This window comes from Poseidonocella sp. HB161398, from assembly GCF_005870025.1.
Taxonomy (GTDB): domain Bacteria; phylum Pseudomonadota; class Alphaproteobacteria; order Rhodobacterales; family Rhodobacteraceae; genus Mangrovicoccus.
In genome coordinates this window covers 244,057-261,872 of record NZ_VATA01000003.1, presented here as the reverse complement: position 1 = coordinate 261,872, position 17,816 = coordinate 244,057, and the positions used below count along the sequence as shown (strand labels likewise).

The 17,816-nt window shown below is 69.0% G+C and carries 22 protein-coding genes; 6 read left to right on the top strand and 16 right to left on the bottom strand.

The window, feature by feature from the left end; genetic code table 11:
* Window positions 1-6 precede the first annotated feature (6 nt).
* Complete coding sequence (locus FGX59_RS04320; protein WP_138465279.1) at window positions 7-435, bottom strand: organic hydroperoxide resistance protein; 429 nt, start codon at window positions 433-435, stop codon at window positions 7-9.
* 104 nt (window positions 436-539) lie between these two features.
* Between FGX59_RS04320 and FGX59_RS04315 the strand changes: the two genes are divergently transcribed.
* The gene (locus tag FGX59_RS04315) at window positions 540-971 is read left to right on the top strand and encodes a MarR family winged helix-turn-helix transcriptional regulator (RefSeq protein WP_138465278.1); all 432 of its coding nucleotides are present in this window, start codon (window positions 540-542) and stop codon (window positions 969-971) included.
* Here FGX59_RS04315 and FGX59_RS04310 read toward each other — a convergent pair.
* From FGX59_RS04310 to FGX59_RS04295, 4 genes are all read right to left on the bottom strand, one after another.
* On the bottom strand, window positions 968-1,642 hold the full coding sequence (locus FGX59_RS04310) for an HTTM domain-containing protein (protein WP_138465277.1): 675 nt from the start codon (window positions 1,640-1,642) through the stop codon (window positions 968-970). The genes FGX59_RS04315 and FGX59_RS04310 overlap by 4 nt on opposite strands.
* Window positions 1,639-2,013, bottom strand: a complete 375-nt coding sequence (locus FGX59_RS04305; RefSeq protein WP_138465276.1) for a hypothetical protein — start codon at window positions 2,011-2,013, stop codon at window positions 1,639-1,641. The genes FGX59_RS04310 and FGX59_RS04305 overlap by 4 nt, the downstream gene beginning before the upstream one ends.
* Before the next feature lie 141 nt (window positions 2,014-2,154).
* Window positions 2,155-3,609: an NCS1 family nucleobase:cation symporter-1 gene (locus FGX59_RS04300; RefSeq protein ID WP_138465275.1), complete on the bottom strand. Its 1,455-nt coding sequence runs from the start codon at window positions 3,607-3,609 to the stop codon at window positions 2,155-2,157.
* Between the two features lie 225 nt (window positions 3,610-3,834).
* A complete protein-coding gene (locus FGX59_RS04295) occupies window positions 3,835-5,418 on the bottom strand; it encodes a HAMP domain-containing sensor histidine kinase (RefSeq protein ID WP_138465274.1) in 1,584 nt (527 codons plus the stop codon).
* A gap of 187 nt (window positions 5,419-5,605) precedes the next feature.
* On the opposite strand from FGX59_RS04295, the gene FGX59_RS04290 reads away from it, so the two are divergent.
* A complete protein-coding gene (locus FGX59_RS04290) occupies window positions 5,606-5,809 on the top strand; it encodes a hypothetical protein (RefSeq protein WP_138465273.1) in 204 nt (67 codons plus the stop codon).
* A gap of 3 nt (window positions 5,810-5,812) precedes the next feature.
* Here FGX59_RS04290 and FGX59_RS04285 read toward each other — a convergent pair whose 3' ends face one another.
* From FGX59_RS04285 to FGX59_RS04255, 7 genes are all read right to left on the bottom strand, one after another.
* Window positions 5,813-6,412: an ABC transporter ATP-binding protein gene (locus FGX59_RS04285; RefSeq protein WP_138465272.1), complete on the bottom strand. Its 600-nt coding sequence runs from the start codon at window positions 6,410-6,412 to the stop codon at window positions 5,813-5,815.
* Entirely contained in the window at window positions 6,409-7,155 is a 747-nt protein-coding gene (locus tag FGX59_RS04280) for an ABC transporter permease (protein ID WP_206078282.1), read from the bottom strand. The genes FGX59_RS04285 and FGX59_RS04280 overlap by 4 nt, the downstream gene beginning before the upstream one ends.
* Window positions 7,156-7,165: 10 nt before the next feature.
* Window positions 7,166-8,137 (bottom strand): ABC transporter substrate-binding protein, encoded by a 972-nt coding sequence (locus FGX59_RS04275; protein ID WP_138465271.1) that lies wholly within the window; start codon window positions 8,135-8,137, stop codon window positions 7,166-7,168.
* Window positions 8,138-8,245: 108 nt separating this feature from the next.
* Window positions 8,246-8,503 carry a PepSY domain-containing protein gene (locus tag FGX59_RS04270; protein ID WP_138465270.1) on the bottom strand — a complete coding sequence of 86 codons (258 nt, stop codon included), beginning with the start codon at window positions 8,501-8,503 and terminating at the stop codon, window positions 8,246-8,248.
* An 8-nt stretch (window positions 8,504-8,511) separates the two neighbouring features.
* Window positions 8,512-8,946: a hypothetical protein gene (locus FGX59_RS04265; protein ID WP_171060503.1), complete on the bottom strand. Its 435-nt coding sequence runs from the start codon at window positions 8,944-8,946 to the stop codon at window positions 8,512-8,514.
* A 9-nt stretch (window positions 8,947-8,955) separates the two neighbouring features.
* Window positions 8,956-9,930 (bottom strand): YVTN family beta-propeller repeat protein, encoded by a 975-nt coding sequence (locus FGX59_RS04260; protein ID WP_138465269.1) that lies wholly within the window; start codon window positions 9,928-9,930, stop codon window positions 8,956-8,958.
* 9 nt (window positions 9,931-9,939) lie between these two features.
* On the bottom strand, window positions 9,940-11,112 hold the full coding sequence (locus FGX59_RS04255) for an ABC transporter substrate-binding protein (RefSeq protein ID WP_370295741.1): 1,173 nt from the start codon (window positions 11,110-11,112) through the stop codon (window positions 9,940-9,942).
* A 122-nt stretch (window positions 11,113-11,234) separates the two neighbouring features.
* On the opposite strand from FGX59_RS04255, the gene FGX59_RS04250 reads away from it, so the two are divergent.
* The 4 genes from FGX59_RS04250 to FGX59_RS04235 are packed head-to-tail and all read left to right on the top strand — an operon-like array spanning window position 11,235 to window position 13,998.
* Window positions 11,235-11,732, top strand: a complete 498-nt coding sequence (locus FGX59_RS04250) for a DUF3280 domain-containing protein (RefSeq protein WP_138465267.1) — start codon at window positions 11,235-11,237, stop codon at window positions 11,730-11,732.
* A gap of 10 nt (window positions 11,733-11,742) precedes the next feature.
* Window positions 11,743-12,282 carry an SRPBCC family protein gene (locus tag FGX59_RS04245; protein ID WP_138465266.1) on the top strand — a complete coding sequence of 180 codons (540 nt, stop codon included), beginning with the start codon at window positions 11,743-11,745 and terminating at the stop codon, window positions 12,280-12,282.
* Window positions 12,269-13,198: a YncE family protein gene (locus FGX59_RS04240; RefSeq protein ID WP_370295739.1), complete on the top strand. Its 930-nt coding sequence runs from the start codon at window positions 12,269-12,271 to the stop codon at window positions 13,196-13,198. The genes FGX59_RS04245 and FGX59_RS04240 overlap by 14 nt, the downstream gene beginning before the upstream one ends.
* Window positions 13,195-13,998, top strand: coding sequence for a quinoprotein dehydrogenase-associated SoxYZ-like carrier (locus FGX59_RS04235; RefSeq protein ID WP_138465265.1), 804 nt, complete (start codon window positions 13,195-13,197; stop codon window positions 13,996-13,998). Before FGX59_RS04240 ends, FGX59_RS04235 begins: the two co-directional genes overlap by 4 nt.
* Here the strand turns inward: FGX59_RS04235 and FGX59_RS04230 are convergent.
* The 4 genes from FGX59_RS04230 to xoxF5 form a co-directional block, all read right to left on the bottom strand.
* The gene (locus tag FGX59_RS04230) at window positions 13,992-14,528 is read right to left on the bottom strand and encodes a PQQ-dependent catabolism-associated CXXCW motif protein (RefSeq protein ID WP_138465264.1); all 537 of its coding nucleotides are present in this window, start codon (window positions 14,526-14,528) and stop codon (window positions 13,992-13,994) included. The genes FGX59_RS04235 and FGX59_RS04230 overlap by 7 nt on opposite strands.
* Window positions 14,525-15,364 (bottom strand): substrate-binding domain-containing protein, encoded by an 840-nt coding sequence (locus tag FGX59_RS04225; RefSeq protein WP_138465324.1) that lies wholly within the window; start codon window positions 15,362-15,364, stop codon window positions 14,525-14,527. Before FGX59_RS04225 ends, FGX59_RS04230 begins: the two co-directional genes overlap by 4 nt.
* Window positions 15,345-15,863, bottom strand: a complete 519-nt coding sequence (locus FGX59_RS04220) for a c-type cytochrome, methanol metabolism-related (RefSeq protein ID WP_138465263.1) — start codon at window positions 15,861-15,863, stop codon at window positions 15,345-15,347. The genes FGX59_RS04225 and FGX59_RS04220 overlap by 20 nt, the downstream gene beginning before the upstream one ends.
* Window positions 15,864-15,936: 73 nt before the next feature.
* A complete protein-coding gene (gene xoxF5 / locus FGX59_RS04215; protein ID WP_138465262.1) occupies window positions 15,937-17,739 on the bottom strand; it encodes a lanthanide-dependent methanol dehydrogenase XoxF5 in 1,803 nt (600 codons plus the stop codon).
* Window positions 17,740-17,816 lie beyond the last annotated feature (77 nt).

Sequence of the window (17,816 nt, the reverse complement as noted above, 5' to 3'; positions counted from 1 at the left end):
GGCCCTTCAGGCCAGTTCGGTCTCGACCTCGATATTGCCCTGGGTCGCGTTGGAATAGGGGCAGATGAAATGGCCGCGCTCGACGATCTTCTCGGCCGTGGCGCGCTCCACCCCCGGCATCGAGACGACGAGCTTCACCTTCAGGCCGAAGCCGCCCTCGCTGCGCGGGCCGATGCCGACATGCGCCTCGACGGTGGCATCCTCGGGGACGGTGCCGAGCTTCTCGCTGGAGGCGGCGAAGCGCATCGCGCCGAGATAGCAGGCGGCATAGCCGAGCGCGAAGAGCTCTTCGGGATTGTGCCCCGCCCCGGCGCCGCCCAGCTCCTTCGGGCTCGCCATGGTCACGGTCAGCATCCCCGATTTCAGCGCCGCCGTGCCGTTGCGGCCGCCGCCGGTTGCCGTCGCCTCGGTCCAGTACTTGGGGTCGATGGACATCGCAGTTTCCTTTGTGCACGTTTAAATCGTGCACGATACTTATGGCCGCCCCGTGTCCGAGTCAATGGCTTGCAAAAGGATCGTGCGCGATTTATCTGAAAGGGATGACCCTCGCCCCGTCCGACATGCTGTGCTTTGCGCTCTATTCCGCCTCGCAGGCGATGCAGCAGGCCTATCGCCCGCTGCTCGACCGGCTGGGCATCACCTATCCGCAATACCTGGTGCTCTCGGCGCTCTGGACGGCCGAGGGGCCGCTGACCGTGGGCGGGATCGGCCAGGCGGTCGGGCTCGATTCCAGCACGCTGACGCCGCTCCTGAAGCGGCTGGAGGCGGCCGGGCTGGTGGAACGGCGGCGCGACGGCAAGGACGAGCGGCAGGTGCGGGTGCATCTGAGCCCGGCGGGCCGCGCGATGGAGGCGGCCGCGGCCGACATCCCGCGCTGCGTCGGCGAGCGCACCGGGCTGGCGCCCGAGGCGATGGCCGCGCTGCGCGACGAGATTGCCGCGCTGGCGGCGGAACTGCGCCGCGCGCGCTAGCCGAAGAGCCGCCCCTGCAGCCAGATCAGCGAGGGATACGCCGCCAGCCAGGTCCAGAGGAAGCGGTTCAGCCCGAAGACGCAGGCATTGGCCAGATGGAACGCGGCCGTCGCGCAGAGCGCCGGAACGAGGAGCAGCGGACTGGTCAGCGCGAGCGGGAAGAGCAGCTCCAGCCCCATCACCCCCCAGGAGGCCGTGCGGAGGAGCCCGCGCCGCGCCGCAAGGCCGCGCAGGTCCTCCGCCACCGGATAGGCGGAGAAGCGGAACACGTCCGACAGCGCCCGGCCGCTGCGCCAGTCGGGATTGACGATCTTCACCCAGCCCGAGACCGCGTAGCTCAGCACCAGCTGGGCGGCGAGATAGCCGAGCGCCAGCTCCGCCTGGCCGGGGAAGAGCCGCGCCATCATCAGGCAGAAGAGGATCAGGAGGCCCATCCGGTCCGAGCCGCCGTTATAGGGCCCCTGCCAGCGGTGGAGGAGAAGGAGCGAGGTCGCGAAGAGCCCGGCCAGCACCGCCTCCGCCCCGGCCCGCGCGAGCAGCGCCAGGCAGAGCGCGGCGCGCAGCGCGTAGAGCGGGCGGGCATCGCCCTCGGCCAGATGCTCGGCCGCGGCCTGCAGAAGGGCCAGCGCCAGCAGGCACTCGCTCAGCCACAGCGCCGCCTCGAGCGTCATGGCGTGCCGCTGCTCCAGAGCGTCTGCCGCTCCAGCGCCTCGCCCTTGCGGCTGACGAAGACCAGGCGGACCTGCCAGTCGCCCGTCCGCCCCGCGAGAAGCCGCGTGCGCAGCTCGGCTTCGGCATGGGGATCGGGGGCTTCGGCCAGCCGCTCCGACAGGCTGACGAGATAGAGCCGGGCATTCCAGCGCGGGTTCCAGGCCAGCCGCCGCAGCATCGCCGCCAGCGGCAGGCGGGGCGGCAGCGGCACCGCCTCCTGCCAGAGCCCGCCCGCCTCGCGGATCTCGATCCGCGGCGAGGGGCCGACGCCCGAAAAGAACCGCCAGCTTGGCAGGAGCGCAGGGAGGAGAAGCCTGAGGGTGCCTGGCATGGCCGCCTTTCCGAACCGCCGGGACGCGCGCCGCCCCTGCCCCATGCCTAGGCGTGCAAGGTTAACGGAAGCTTGCGCCGGGCCCGGAACGGCAGAGGGCCGCGCCGTGGCGCAGCCCTCCGGGTCGTATCGCGGCCGGGATCAGGCCGGAACGGCCAGGCCCTGCTTCACCGCCAGATGGCGGTAGATCACCCCGCCGAGCACCGCGCCGCAGATCCAGGCATAGCCCGACAGGAACGCCAGGAAGGGCAGCCAGACGGTCGCCACCGAGAACACCGCCGCCGTGGCGAAGGCGATCAGCGCCGCGTCGTTCCAGCCGTTGCCGTAGTGGTACTTGCCGCCATCGGTCTCGTAGAGATGGTCGCGGTCGAGCTCTTCGCTGCGCAGCAGGTAGTAGTCGACGATCATGATGCCGTAGATCGGCGCCAGCGTCGCGCCCAGCGTGTTGACAAAGCCCGCGATGCCGAACTCGCTGATGAAGCTGTTCCAGAACCCGCCGATGATCAGCGCGAAGACCGAGGTGATCATCCCCGCCATGCGGAAGCTGATCTTCGCGGGCGCCAGGTTCGCGATGCCGTTCACCGCCGGGATGAAATTCGCCACCAGGTTGATGCCGACCGTCGCCGCGAAGAAGGTCACGGCGGCGATCATGCCGAGGATGGCGCTGTCGGTGCGCTCGACGATCTCGGTCGGGTTGATGATCGCCTCGCCATAGACGACGGCCGCGCCCGCGGTCGTCAAGAGCGCCAGCGCCGAGAACAGGATCATGTTGATCGGCAGCCCCGCCAGATTGCCCAGCACCATCGCCTTGCGGTCCTTGGCGAAGCGCGAGAAGTCGCTGAAATTCAGCATCACCGCGGCGAAATAGGCGACCATCGTGCCGATGATGGCGACATAGCCGGAGAATTCGCTCCAGAAGGTGGCCTCGGGATTGGCGAAGATGGTCTGCGCCTGCGCCAGCAGCTGGCCGTCGGATTTCTGCCACAGCACGACGACGAGCCCGATCATCACCGCGTAGACGAAGGGCCCGGCGATGTTGAGGAAGGTCTCCACCCAGCCCATGCCGCGCCAGAAGATGAAGATGTGGAAGGCCCAGACCGCGACGAAGGACAGCCAGTCGACGAAGGTCAGCCCCAGCAGCGTCCCGCCGGGCTCCATCCCGGTGACCGTGTAGAGGAAGAGCGACAGCGCGGTGGAGGCGAAATAGACCTGTACCCCGTACCAGAAGACCGCGACCGTCGCGCGCAGGATGGCCGGCAGCTTGGCCCCCGCGGTGCCGAGGCTGGCGCGGGCCAGGACCGGATAGGGAATGCCGTATTTCTCGCCCGCCCGGCCCGAGAGGTTGACGAGGAACATCACCATCAGCCCGGCGGTGATCAGCGCGGCAAAGGCGGTCCAGCCGGACACGCCGTAGGAGATGAAGAGCGAGGCCACCAGCGAATAGCCGAAGAGCGACTGGATGTCGTTCGCCCAGATGTTGAAGATGGCGAACCAGCCCCAGGTCTTCTCGTGCGGCCCGACGGGCGCCAGGGTATCGCCATGCGGGTCGGCCCCGGCGGCGGTGGCGGTTTCGGACGGATCTGCAGTTGCTGTCATTTTCATTTCCCCATGCAAGAACCCCGGAGCGCCCCGCCACGCCCTGGACGGCGCTGCCCCGCAACCAGCCTAGGCGCAGCGTCCCGTCCGGGCCGACCCCGCGGGCCGCCTCTGCGGAAAAGACGCATATGAGAGGCGGCTTTTAAGGCGGTTCTGGCCGCGCTTGTCGGATCAGCAGGCAGGAAACGAACTTGATGCTACATAGTTGTTAACAATCCTGAGGTCCTATTCTGGGGAATCGTCCAGCCGCGGCAGGGCCAGGCAGAGGCTGCAGCCGGGATTGTCCCCCAGCCGCCGCGGCGGGGCGACCGGGCTCTCGATCTCGACCCGCCCGCCCTGCTCTTCCATCACCCAGCGTGCCAAGGCCAGGCCGATGCCGAAGCCCGGCGAGTCCGCGCCGCGGGCGAAGCGGTCGAAGAGCCGCTCCCGCGCCTCCGGCGCGATGCCCGGCCCGTTATCGGTGATGCGCAGCACGGTCTCGGCGCCGGGCTCCAGCTCCAGCCGCAGCTTGCCGCCCGCCCCGGCATGGCGGATGGCGTTGCGGATCGCGCCGGTGGCAAGCTGGCGCAGCCAGGCGGGATCGGCCAGCACCGGCGCCGGGGCCAGCGGGCCGAGCGCGGCGTCCATCCCTGCCGCGGCCAGCTCGCCCTGTGCCGCCTCCAGCGCCTCGCGCAGGATCTCGCCCGCATCGAGCGGCACCGGCGCCAGCTCCAGCTGGCCGCTCTCCGAGCGGGCGACGCGCAGCAGGTCGTCGATCTGGCGGCTCAGCCGCTCGGCCCGGGCGCGGATCGTGGCGAAGGCGGCGGCCTGGCCGGGATCGGGCGACGCCGCACCGATCTGCGCCTCCATCGAGATGACGGTCAGCGGCGTGCGCAGCTCGTGGCTGATATCGGCGAAGAAGCGGCGGCGGTCGCGGTCGCGCGCGGCCAGCGCCTCGTTGGCGGCACGCAGCGCCTCGGTGCGGCTGTCGATGATCTCGTTGAGCCGCGCCCAGTCAGCCGCAATCTCGGCACGGCGGCGGCCGAGCGCGGCGGCCATGCGGTTGGTCTCGGCGAAGAGCCGGCCGATCTCGTCGGGCGCTTCGGGCAGCGCCACGGCGAAATCCTCGGCGCCGATCCGCCGGGCAGCCACGGCGAGCCGGTCGAGCCGCCGGATCTGCGGCCGGATCAGCGCCAGATAGGCCCCCGCCGCCAGCCCCGCCGCCGTCAGCGCCAGCGCCAGCGCCGCAACTGACAGCCGGTGGCGCAGCTGCACGATGCCCGCCCGGATCGCCTCGCGGCCGCGGATCTCGGCGCTGACGGCGGCATTCAGGTTGGGGTCGGCATTCATCGCGAAGCTGTCGAGATAGCCGCGCAGCGTCTCGGGCGCGCCGCCCGGCGCCAGCAGCGCGGCATGGGTGACGGCGAATTGCGCCTGCATCCGCGCGATGGCGAGCCCGGTGGTGGCGCGGCGGCTCTGCTCGTCGAGCCCCAGCCGCTCGGCCTCGGCGACGGCGGCCCTCAGGTCGTCCTGCAGCCGCGCGAAGGTGCCCGCCATCTCGGCGGCGATCCCCGAGAGCCGCTCCGACCGCGCCTGCGGCCCGAGCCCGCTCTGCAGCGCCTCGGTGGCGACGACCAGATAGCGCGCCGCCTCGGTCGAGAGCACCGAATAGCGGTCGAGCCGCCGCTCCGCCGCCTCGAGCGCCTGCATCCGCGCCGAGATCTCCGCCAGCCCCGCCAGCAGCAGCCCCGCCGAGAGCACCGCCGCCAGCCCCAGCCCGGCGGCCATCAGCCCCAGGCGCAGCTTCAGCGAGCGGAGAAGATACCTCATCCTTGCTGACCCAGGAAACCGGGTGCCGCTACGTTAACCCTCTTTATTGTGCAGGCGCAGCATTTCTGCGCCCGAAATTCAGGCAGCCTTGCTGACATACCTGCCATGCGGGTCGATTCCCTTTCCGGGCGAAACCATTCGTTCATACTCGTCTCATCCGAAAGCAGAGTAGACACGAGCCTCCCCCATGATCGAACTCCTCTTCGTTGCCTGCATGAATACCAGCCCCGGCGTCTGCGAGGAACGCAGCCTGCTGTTCTCGGACGTCTCGCCGATGACCTGCATGATGGGCGCCCAGCCGGAACTGGCAAAATGGACCGAGAGCCATGCAAGATGGCATGTCTCGAAATGGTCCTGCCGCATGATGAACACCGCCGAGAAGCAGGCCTGAGCCTCACGGCTCGGCCCCGAGCCGCGCGGGACTGCCCGAAAGCCACAGCATCCGGTCGGCCAGCCGCTCGGCCTCGGCACGGGCATGGGTGACCAGCAGGACTGACGGCTTCACCCGGGCGATCAGCGCCTCGGTCAGCGCCAGCATGGTCTCGGCCAGCTCGGCGTCGAGCGAGACGAAGGGCTCGTCGAGCACCAGCAGCTCGGGCTGCCCGGCGAAGGCGCGCGCCAGCGCCAGCCGCCGCTGCTGGCCGAGCGAGAGCTGGCCGGGAAAGGCCTCGCCCTTGCCCGCGAGCCCCACCTGTTCCAGCATCTCCTCCGCGCCCGCGCGGCCGAGCCCGGGATGGACCAGCGTCAGGTTCTGCAGCGCCGAGCGCCAGGGCAGCAGGGTCGGCTCCTGGAAGACCATCGCCAGCCGCTGCGGCCGCGCGACCCGGCCCTCGAAAAGGGTGTCGAGCCCGGCGACGATCTTCAGCAGCGTCGACTTGCCGATGCCCGAGGGGCCGAGCACCGCCAGCACCTCGCCCGGGGCGATGCGGAAGGAGAGCGGGCCCAGCACCTGGGTGCCGCCGAAGCTCTTGCCGCGGATATCGACCTCGATCATGCCGTCCGCCAGCGGCGCGCGCGCCGCTCCCAGGGCTGCAGCACCGCCCATTCCACCGCCAGCATCACCGCAACGAAGCTGAGCGCGTAGACCAGCACCCGGGCGACGTCGAAGAGCTGGAAATACAGGTGGATCTGGAAGCCGATGCCGTTCGAGCGGCCGAGGAACTCGACCACCAGCACGATTTTCCAGATCACCGCCACGCCCGAGCGCGCCGCTGCCGAGAGATAGGGCGCGAGCTGCGGCAGCAGCACATGGCGCAGCCGCCGCCGGAAGGGCATGCGGAAGACCGTCGCCATCGCGTCGAGATCGCCGGAGAAGCTGCGCACCCCCTCGCGGATCACCGCCGTCACGTTCGGCACCTTGTTGAGCGTCACCGCCGCGATGGCCGCGGTTTCGTTCAGCCCGATCCACAGATAGCACAGCACGATCAGCACCAGCGCGGGCAGGTTCAGGAAGACCACCAGCCAGGGGTCGAGCCAGCGGTTCACCGTCTCGTAGCGCCCCATGACGAAGCCCAGCACCGTGCCCGCCGCCATCGCCAGGGCGAAGGCCCAGGCGACCCTGACCAGGGTATGGCCGAGATGGAAGGGCAGCCGCCCCGAGACGATCTCGGCCCAGGCGGGACCGGCCAGCGCCCAGGGCTGCGGCAGGATCGAGGGATCGGCGGTGAGCGCGGCGGCGGCGGTCCAGAGCAGCAGGAGCCCCAGAAGCGACACCGCCGGAACCGGAAGACGTGTCAAGCGGCCGTCCCTACTCCACCTTGAGGAAGAGCCCCGGCGGCAGCTCTGTGGCGTCGCCGACCAGATCCGCCCCGCCGAGCTCGGCCATCAGCGACAGGAGCCGTCCCGCCGCCGCCTCGTCGACCGGGCCCGGCTCGGGGATGCCCGCGCGGAAATCGGCGCGCAGCCCCTCGAACTGGGCGTCGGTCTGGGCGTTCATCTTCGGCCGCACCGCCTCCCAGGCGGCATCGTCGCCGGCCAGAAGCTCCTTGGCGTCGCGCGAGGCCTCGTAGAGCGCCTGGCCGATGCCCGGATGGGCGGCCAGGAAATCCTCGCCCAGCACATAGCCCAGGAGCGGCGTGTTCGGGTCGAGCCCCAGCGTCCCGGCGGCCTCCTCGACCGAGATCAGCTCGCGCATGCCCCCGGCCTTCATCTTGGCGAGGAAGTGCCAGAAGTTGATCGCCCCGTCGAGATCGCCCGAAAGCGCGGTCTTGAAGATCAGCGGCGGCGCGCCGTAGACCTGTTCCGTCTCGCCCGCCAGGTCCATGCCGTATTCGGACCGGGCATAGGCGCGCAGGATCAGCCAGCTCTTGTCGAGCGGCCCGCCGGCGATGCCGATCTTGCCGCCGGCCAGATCGGCCAGCGTCTCGGCCTTGCTGCCTTCGGGCACCACCAGCCCGCCGACCGCGGTCGAATAGGGGATGACCACCCAGTCCTTGCCCGCGGCGCGCTGGCGGGCGGCCCAGATCCAGTCGGCGACGAACATGTCGGCCTCGCCGCCCTCGGCCGCGACCCGCGTCGCGTCATTCGAGGCATAGGGCTGCAGCACCAGCTCGAAGCCATGCGCCCGGTCGAAGCCGTTGCGGATGATCGTGTCCAGCTCCCAGTTGACCGTGCCGATTTCCAGCGTGGCGGCGCGGATCTGCGGCAGCTCCTGGGCCAGCGCCGGACCTGCGGCGGCTGCGGCCAAGAGGGCCGCGCCCAGCGTCTTGAAAATGCTCATTCTCTCCTCCCTGACGCCGGCCCCTCCCCGGGCCGGCCGCTCTGGCTCCTGACTGGCCCATCCCCCCGCGGCTTGCAATAGGACGAAGGCGGGGGGCGGCTGTCCGGGTTATTCCGCGCGGCGATCGATCTCGTTGAAATCCATGTCGAGAAGGATGTCGTACTGCTGGCCGCCCTCGCAGATCACGTCGTCGAGATCGAAGCCCTCGTCCTCGGCCTCGATGTCGTCCGGGTCCATCTGGCAGTTCATGGCGGCAAGCTTCGCCATGATCGCGTCGACCGTCTCCTGCGGCAGCCCGTCGGCATTCTGCGCCAGCGCCGGCAGGCCCGCCAGGGCAAGGAGGGCGGCAAGGAAAAGCGGCTTCATCTGGGACCTCACTGGATCTGGACGGTGATCTGCTGGCTCTCGCCGTGAGAGCCGGGGATGCGGATGACATGGGCGCCGGGCTTGATCGCGATGAAGCTCAGCTCTGCCTCGCCCGCCTTGTCGAATTCGATCGAGTCGATCGCCATCGGCCGGATCTCGATCTTGTTGATGACGATCTCGTTCATCCAGATGGCGCGGAAGAAGGACGGGCCCTCGATCGCCAGCTCGGCCGAGCCGTCGGCGGTGATGATCATCTTGTAGTAGGCGCCGGACTGCAGCACCACGTCCTCGCCCAGGGGCTCGCCCGAGGCCAGCGTCAGCTGGATCGGCTCGCCGCGGTTGCACGAGGCCAGGAGCCCCGCGAAGCCCATATCGGTGCATAGCGGCGCGGCCGCGGCCGGAGAGGCCAGCGCGAGCGCGGCCAGGAGGGTCGGAATACGCATGGGTCTACCTCACATGTCGGGTTGCACGACGACGCCCCAGGGCTGCTGCCCCACCTGGATCGAGCGCAGCGCCTTCTGGGCCGCGACATCGATCACCGTCACGTCGTTGGAATTGCCGTTGGTGGTAATCAGGAACTTCTCGTCCGGAGTGAAGTCCATCTGCCAGACCCTCTGCCCGACCATGATGTAGTCCTTCACCTCGTAGCTCTCGGCATCGACCACCGCAACGCGGTTCGCTGGGCCGAGCGCGACGAAGAGCCATTTTCCGTCCGAGGTGATCCTCGCCCCCACGGGCTGCAGCCATTCGGGCAGCACGCCGGGCACCTCGAAGCTGATCTTGTGCACAAGGTCCGGCTTGCCGTCATCGTCGATCGCGATCACCGAGACCGTGCCGCCGATCTCGGCCGTGACGAAGAGCTTGGTGCCGTCGGCCGAGTACTGGGCATAGCGCGGGCGCTGGTCCACCAGCACGTTGTGCTTGATCTGGTAGTCCGAGGTGTCGATGAAATGCGCCATGTTGGTGGTCTCGGACGTGTTGACCACGAAGCGGGCATCGGGGCTGATCCCCATCCCCTCGGGCTCCACCCCGACTGGCACCTCGGCCAGCACCTGGCGGGTCTCGACATCGGTCACCGTCACCAGGTTGTCGTCCTCGTTGGCGATATAGAGCGGATTGCCGTCGGGATGCAGCACGAAGAGCTCGGGATCGGGGCCCGAAGGCAGCGATGGCAGCTCCTCGTAGGTTTCGGCATCGAAGACCCGTACCAGGTTGTCGTCGCTGGCGCAGACATAGACATGCCGGCCATCGGGGCTGATGGTGATGCCGCGCGGGCGGTTCCCGGCGGGGAATTCGGCGATCACCTCCCAGCTGTCGCTGTCGATCACCGTGACGGTATTGCCGCGCTCATTGCTGACGAAGACCTTGTTGGCCAGGGCCGGTCCCGCCAGGGCCGCCAGGGCCGCGGTCAGTAGAAGTCGCCTCATCTCTCCTCCTCAGAAGGCGTCGCATTGGGACTCGGGGGCGTCGAGCCCCAGCGTGTCGAGCGGTGAGTTCTGGTGCAGGAAGCCTTCCTGCGGCGAGACGCTGGCGGTGATCCTGCCGTCGAAGAGCAGGATCGGCTGGCGGAGCTGGCCGTTCCAGGGGCGGAAGGTGACCTTCTGTCCCTTGAAGGCGGCAAGCTCGAACTGGTCGGACAGGACATAGCCGCGGATCTCGCCGGCATCGGCGCTGCCGGTGCGGGTCACCGCCTCGCCCAGCACGCGGAGCGCGAGCCAGGTGTCGTAGTCCTCCTCGCGGACATGGCGGCGGGTCAGCTCCTCGAAGCGGCGCTGGAACTGGGTGGCGCCCCAGGCCTCGTGCGCGGCGTCGAAGGTGACGGGGCGCAGCCCGGCCGAGCCGATCACCGGGCGCGGATCCCACAGGTGGTAGGGCAGATAGGGGGCGAAGACGTCCGAGGCATCCGCCGCGATCACCGCGTCATGGCTGCGCGCGCCCTCGGTGAAGACCGGCAGCTGGCGCTGCACCAGCACATGGCCGGTATCGGTCCGCCGCGAGCCGCCGGTATCCTCGAATTCGCGCTCCTCGACGATGCGCACGCCGAAGCGCGCCGCCGCGCGGCGGTAGGCGTCGGCCAGCTCGCGGTCCGCCGGATGCGAGCCGCGGATCAGGAACAGCCGGTCCCATTTCTTCCAGGCGGCGAACTGCACCGCGGCATCGGCCAGCATCGAGGTCGAGGGCGTCACGTGCAGCACATTCGCCCGGCAGTCGAGGCTGCGCAGCCGCGTCGCCCGCGCCGAGGCGTTGAGGATCAGCACCCCCGGCCCCGCCCGGTCGGCGAGCTTCAGCAGGTCGGCGTCATCCGCCAGCACCACCACCGTCTCGATCCCCTCGCCGAGGATCCGGTCGAGCGCGGCCTCCGCCTCCGCGGGCGGGACAGCGACGGTCTCCAGCTCGTAGCTATGGCCGAGGAAGCTGCCGGTGGTGCGGTTGTCCTCGAGCGCCAGCTGCGCCCCGGCAAAGCCCATGTCGGGGGGGATTTCGTCGAAGCGCGAAATCGGCGCCATGACGGGATAGTCCACGCGCAGCACCGCCGTGCGCAGATCCGCGCAGAGCGCAGGCACGGGCAATGCAAGGACCGCCGCAACAAGCGGTGCAAGCAGTTTCAAGTTGTCCTCCCTTCCCGGAAATCCGGGATCCCTCGGCATGCAGTCTGTCGCAAACTGCGCCACCTCCCAACCTAGACCATTGGTGGAGTTGCCGCATCCGCCGTGACCGCTACCATGCCGCCATGATCCGGTTTGCCGCCAGTTTCGCCGTCTTGGCCCTTGCCGCGGGCAGCGCCCTCGCCGGGCCGCCGCCGCTGGAACCGGGCAGCGAGATCGCGTTCCTGGGCATCACCTTCCTCAACACCTCTCCGATCCCGACCCGCGAGGAGGAGCTCGGCCGGGTGGAGATGCTGGAGGAGATGGTGCGCGCGCGCTTCGAGGAGGAAGGGCTGGTCCTTGCCGACCTGGCGCCGATCGCCGAAGAGCTCGACGGCATCGTCAACCCGGCCAACTGCTATGGCTGCGAGACCCGCATGGCCCGCAAGCTGGGCGCCCGCTACGTCGCGACCGGCGAGGTGCAGAAGGTCTCGGAACTGATCCTGGCGATGAACCTGGTGGTGCGCGACACCGCCGAGGGCGCCGTGGCGCGCGCGATGTCGGTCGATATCCGCTCCAATACCGATAACTCATGGTCAAGGGGCATGCGCTACATACTGAACAATGCGATCTTCAGGGAATGAGGGAGGATACATGCGCATTCCGAAGATACTGGCCCTGGTCGTGGCGCTCGTCGTGCCGGCCATGGCCATGGCCCACGGGCCGTCGCGGCAGAAGCTGACCCTGTCGACCGACGTCGCCGCCCCGCCTGCGGAGGTCTGGGCGGTGATCGGCGACTTCCAGGACATGAGCTGGCATCCCGCGATCTTCTCCACCACCGGCCAGGGCGGCAACGAGATCGACGCCACCCGCCAGCTGACCCTCGGCCAGGAGGGCGGTCCGACCATCGACGAGATCCTCTACAAGTACAGCGCCGAGAAGATGAGCTATTCCTACCGGATCGAGCAGGTCGATGTCGCCGTGCTGCCGGTGACGAACTACTCGTCCCACCTGACGGTGACGCCGCTCGACTCGGGCGGCTCGCATATCGAGTGGAAGGGCGCCTTCTACCGCGGCGACCCGCTGAACGATCCGCCCGAGAACCTCAATGACGAGGCCGCCATTGCCGCCGTGACCGGCGTCTACCAGGCCGGTCTCGACGCGCTGGCCGAGCGGTTCGGTGCGGCGAACTAGCCTCGCGGCGCTCTGTCTCTCCCTCGCTGCGGGCATGGCCGCGGCGGGGGATCTGGCCTTCGTCACCTGCCAGAACGGCGATGCGCTCAGCCTCATCGATCTCGGCACCCGGGCGGAGCTGCGCCGCATCCCCCTGCCCGGCAAACCTGCGGGGATCGCCGTCGCCGCCGATGGCAGCTTCTACGCCGTCTCCGCCGACAGCAAGACGCTGCGCCATCTCGACCGCGAGGGCGCGCTCCTGGCCGAACGGGTGCTCGATGGCGGGCCGATCGGCGTGGCGCTCGACCCCGCGACCGGCCATGTCTTCGTCTCCGACTGGTACAATGCCCGGATCTGGGTGCTGGATGCCGCGACGCTCGCCCCGGTGACGGAGCTCGAGACCGGCGCCGCCCCGGCGGGGCTGGCGGTCTGGGGCGGGCTTCTCGCCTCGGCGGACCGCGACGGCGACATGGTCTCGGTCTTCGATCTCGGAACCCTCGCGCTCCTTCACCGCATCCCGGTCGGCACCCGGCCCTTCGGCCTCGGCTTCGCCCCGGACGGGCGGCTCTTTGCCGGGAATGTCGGTAGCAACGACGTCACCGTGATGGACCCGCGCGAGGGCACCGTGATCGCCACGCTGCCAGTCGGCGAACGCCCCTACGGCGTCGCCTTCGCCGCGGGCCGGGCCTTCGTCACCAACCAGTATGCCGACAGCGTCAGCGTCATCGACCTGGCCACGCTGGACCCGGTCGCCACGATCGAGGTCGGCGAATACCCCGAGGGGATCGACACGGCGGGCGGCATGGTCGTCGTCGCCAACTGGTTCGAGAACACCGTCACGCTGATCGACGCAGCCACGCTCGAGGTCGCGGGCGCCATCGGCACCGCCGACGGGCCGCGCGCCTTCGGCCAGTTCATTCTGGAGGGATCGGGATGAGGACTGCCGCCGCCCTGCTGCTTCTGGGCACCGCCCCCGCGCTGGCGGGAACCTGGGACGATCTCGCCCCGATGGTCTTTCCCGGCGCAGAGCTGCTCGCCGCCGGCGAGGCGATCGCCATCGAGGCGCCCTATCGCAGCCCCGACGATGCCCGCGCCCGGATCGGCGCGCGGATCGCGCCGGGGCCCGGCGCCGCGGTCGAGGAGGTGACGCTGATCCTCGACGAGAACCCGATGCCGGTCTCGGCCGTGTTCCGCCTCGCGGCGCCCGCCCCCGGCTTCGTCTTCGAGGCGACGATGCGGATCAACGGCCCCACCGCGGTCCATGTCGTCGCCCGGCTCTCGGACGGGCGCCACCTGATGGCGGAGGGCTTCGTCAAGACCTCGGGGCTCGGCGCCTGCTCGGCGCCCCCGGGCGGCGATCCCGAAGAGGCATTGGCGACGCTCGGCCAGATGGAGCTGCAGCTGCTGCCCGGCCTTCCCGGCGCCAGCCCGGTGATGGAGCGGCTGGCGAAGCTCGCGGAGGCGCCGGGCCATCTCGATCTCGACATCCGCCATCCCAGCCATTCGGGCATGCAGATGGACCAGGTCTCGCTGCTTTTCATTCCGATGCGCTATGTCGAGACGCTGGAGATCGCCATCGACGGGGCGCCCTATGCCGAGGTGACCGGCAGCATCTCGCTGTCGGAGAACCCGCATCTGGGCCTGACCGTCCCGCCCGGGTCGCATCGCGCCGAGGTGACGATGACCGACACCGACGGCACGACCGCGACGGCCGCAACCGCCCTGCCCGGCTACTGATCCGGCACCGGCTCCAGCTTGATCAGCGGCAGCTCCGCCGCCTCCCAGCCATCCGTGCCCTCGGGATACCAGCTCACCGCGGAATAGCCGTAGCCGACCGCGCGCTTGGCCGCGTTCCAGGACATCCAGCAATCGGCCTGGCAGAAGATCACCAGCGGATAGTCCATGTTGCCGCCCGTTGCCTGCTCCAGCCCCGCCTTCAGATAGTCTTCCGTCTCGGGGGCCAGCGCGCCATAGCCGGTATTCGGCAGCCAGATCGCGCCCGGCACGGAATAGCGCGGCTTGTCATGCCAGATGGTGCCCGCGGGCAGGTTGTCGGGCTTCGGCGGGCGCGGCAGCACGTCGACGAAGGCCGCCCCGCGGCTCTGCCAGAGGACCAGCGCCCCCGCCGTGCCGATCACCGTGGCACCCGCGAGCGTTTCGGGCACCGGCGCGCGGTACTCCTCCATGCGGAACTCTTCGGGCTCGGCCACCTCGGCCGCCGCCGGAACCGCCAGCGCCAGAAGCAGCAGGAGCCCGGCGCGGATCACTGCCCCGCCCCCAGGAGCGCGTCGCCCATGTCATTGACGAGCGGCACCCCGGCCTCGGTCAGGATCGCGTTGATCCCGTCCTGGTTGCGGCGGATCAGCGAATTCAGCTTGTGCTCCCACACTTTCTCGCCCGGGCGCACGCCCATGGTGATGCGGAAGAAGAGCCGCGGCGGCAGCTCCTCCTTCAGGAGGGGGATGACCTTGAGCGCGGGATGCGACTGCTTGGCCAGCGGCCCGGCGATCGGACCCCAGAGCACAGCGGCATCGGTCGCGCCGCGGTCGAGGTCGTCGAGCATGTCGAGCGCGGGCGATTCCACCCGCCGGTCGACGGTCAGGTTGTAGGCGCGCGCCTTGCCGATCAGCCCGTTCCTGGCCATGTGCGTGGCCGGCGGGCTGCCCGCGATGACGCCGATCGACAGGCCCTGCAGCCGCGGATCGGACAGCGTCTCGACATCGGCCAGCGGCCCGTCGGCGGGCACCACCAGCGCGAAGGCCGAGGTCATGTAGTGGTTGGTGTTCTGCACCAGCTCGTTGCCCTGGGCATAGCCCATGACGACGTCGCACTTGTTGGCGCGCAGCGTGTTGCGGATGAAGCCGGTCGCCATCGGGAACCAGGTGTACTGCACCGGCAGGCCGAGCTGGTCCGCGAAGAGCTCCGCCAGCTGGTTCTCGTAGCCCTCGCCCTTGTCGTTCGACATCGGCAGGTTGGCGGGATCGGCGCAGACCCGGAAATGCGTCTTCGACACCAGGTCGGCGACCTGCGCCCGCGCGCCCCCGGCGGCGAGCGCCAGCAGGAGCGCGGCGGAGAGGACCGGCTTAGAGGCCCAGGCAGGCATTTTCATCGTCGCGGATCACGTCCGACTTCGACTCTTTCTTGGCCGGGCGTCCGCGCGGAACGGCGTCCGCGCCGCGGGCCTTCAGGTAGACGTAGATGTCGTCGATATAGCACATCACGTTCGGGTTGTCGCCGAAGGCCGGCATCACGTTGTGCTCGGCGGCATTGACCACCTGGCGGCCGTTGGTGACGACATCGAGGAAATCGTAGTAGTCCATGTCGATGGCCGAGGTCTTCAGCGCGGGCGCATAGCTCGACCCCTCGCCTTCCGGCCCGTGGCAGACATGGCATTCGGAATGGTAGCGGCGGAACCCGGAATAGGTCAGCCAGTCCACCGTCCCGTCATCGCCCACGTTGAAGGTCGGCACGTCGTCCTCGGTATAGTAGCGGCCATCTTCCTCGTAGGCGGCAGTCAGGTTGTCCACGTCCTGGGCAGAAGCCGGACCGGACATCCCGGCGGCGGCGAGGCATGCGGCGAGAACGCTTGCGGTAAACTTCATGGTGCGATCCTGTGTGATGGGGTGGCCGGCACGCCTTGGCATGCCGGCCGGGTCAGTTCGGGACGCGCCCGGATCAGTCAGGCAGGGCGAAGACGGTCAGCTGCCCGCCAAGCGCCGTGTAGTCGCTCAGCGAGGAATAGCCGCCCACGGCGCCCAGGCCGTCATTGGGGTTGGTCAGGCCCGCTGCCAGGCCGATGCCGGCCCAGCCGCCGACGCCCGAGAGCACCGCGACATACTGCTTGCCGGCCTGCTCGTAGGTCATCACGTTGCCGATGATGCCCGACGGGGTCTTGAAGCGGTAGAGCTCGTCGCCGGTCTCCGCGTCCACGGCCTTCAGGTAGCCCTCGAGCGTGCCGTAGAAGACGACGTCGCCCGCGGTGGCCAGAGCGCCCGACCAGACCGAGAACTGCTCGGGGATCGACCACTTGATCTCGCCGTTGATGTTGTCCCAGGCGATGAAGTTGCCCATGCCGCCATGGCTGTCCGGCGCCGGATACATCGCCAGCGTCGCCCCGACATAGGGCTGCCCCGCGGTGTAGCTCACCCGGAAGGGTTCGTAATCCATGCAGACATGGTTGGTCGGCACGTAGAACATCTGGGTGTCGGGGTGGTAGGCCGCGGGCTGCTGGTCCTTGGTGCCGAGCGCTGCCGGGCAGATGCCGGTCGAGTTCACGTCCTCGCCGTTCTGCTCGGTCGACATTTCCGCGACGACGGCCGGACGGCCATAGGTCTCGGACTCCGGGTCCATGTCGACGCCGGTGGTCCAGTTCACCGCCGGGTCGTATTTCTCGGCGACGAGCAGCTCGCCCGAGACGCGGTCCAGCGTATAGGCCAGGCCGTTGCGGTCGAAATGGGTCAGCAGCTTGCGCATCTGGCCATCAACTTCCTGTTCCGTCAGGATCATTTCGTTGATGCCGTCATAGTCCCATTCGTCGTGCGGGGTCATCTGGTAGACCCACTTGGCCACGCCGGTATCGGCGTCGCGGGCGAAGATGGTCATCGACCACTTGTTGTCGCCGGGACGCTGCGACGGGTTCCAGGTCGAGGGGTTGCCCGAGCCGTAGTAGATCAGGTTCTCCTCGGCGTCATAGGAATACCAGCCCCAGGTGGTGCCGCCGCCGATCTTCCACTGGTCGCCTTCCCAGCTGTTGAGCGAGCTGTCGGCGCCGACCGGCTTGCCGAGCGCGGTGGTCTTCTCCGGGTCGAACAGGATCTGGTCGTCCGGGCCGGTAGAATAGGCGCGCCAGGCCATCTCGCCGGTGTTCATGTCATAGGCGGTGACATGGCCCTGGACGCCGAATTCGCCGCCCGAGATGCCGACGATCACCTTGTCGCCGACCGGCATGACCGTCGCGGTGTTGGTCTCGCCCTTGGCCGGGTCGCCGTTCATGACGCTCCACAGCACCTCGCCGGTATTGGCGTCGAGCGCCACCACCTTGGTATCGGCCTGGTGCAGGAAGATCTTGCCGTCGCCATAGGCGACGCCGCGGTTGACCGTGTCGCAGCACATCACGCCGATCACGTCGGCATTCTGCTTGGGCTCGTATTTCCACTTGATGACGCCGTCATTCGCCAGGTCGAGCGCGTAGACGATGTTCGGGAACGGCGTGTGGACATACATCGTGTCGCCGACGACAAGCGGCGAGCCCTCGTGGCCGCGCAGAACGCCGGTCGAGAAGGTCCACGCGACCTGCAGGTCGTCGACATTGTCCTTGTTGATCTGGTCGAGTTTCGAGAACCGCTGGTTCTTGTAGTCGCCGGTCTGAAGCACCCATTGCTCGGGCTTGTCGATCTCGGCCTGGATGCTCTCGTTGGCGATGGCTGCGCCCGCCGCGGTCATCGCGAACACGGACGTCAGGGTCATGAACGTCTTCATTGCTACCTCCCTAAGGTATTGCCCGGTCCCGGCCGCGGATGCCCACCATAGCTATCCAATCTCCGGCCGCGGGCGGC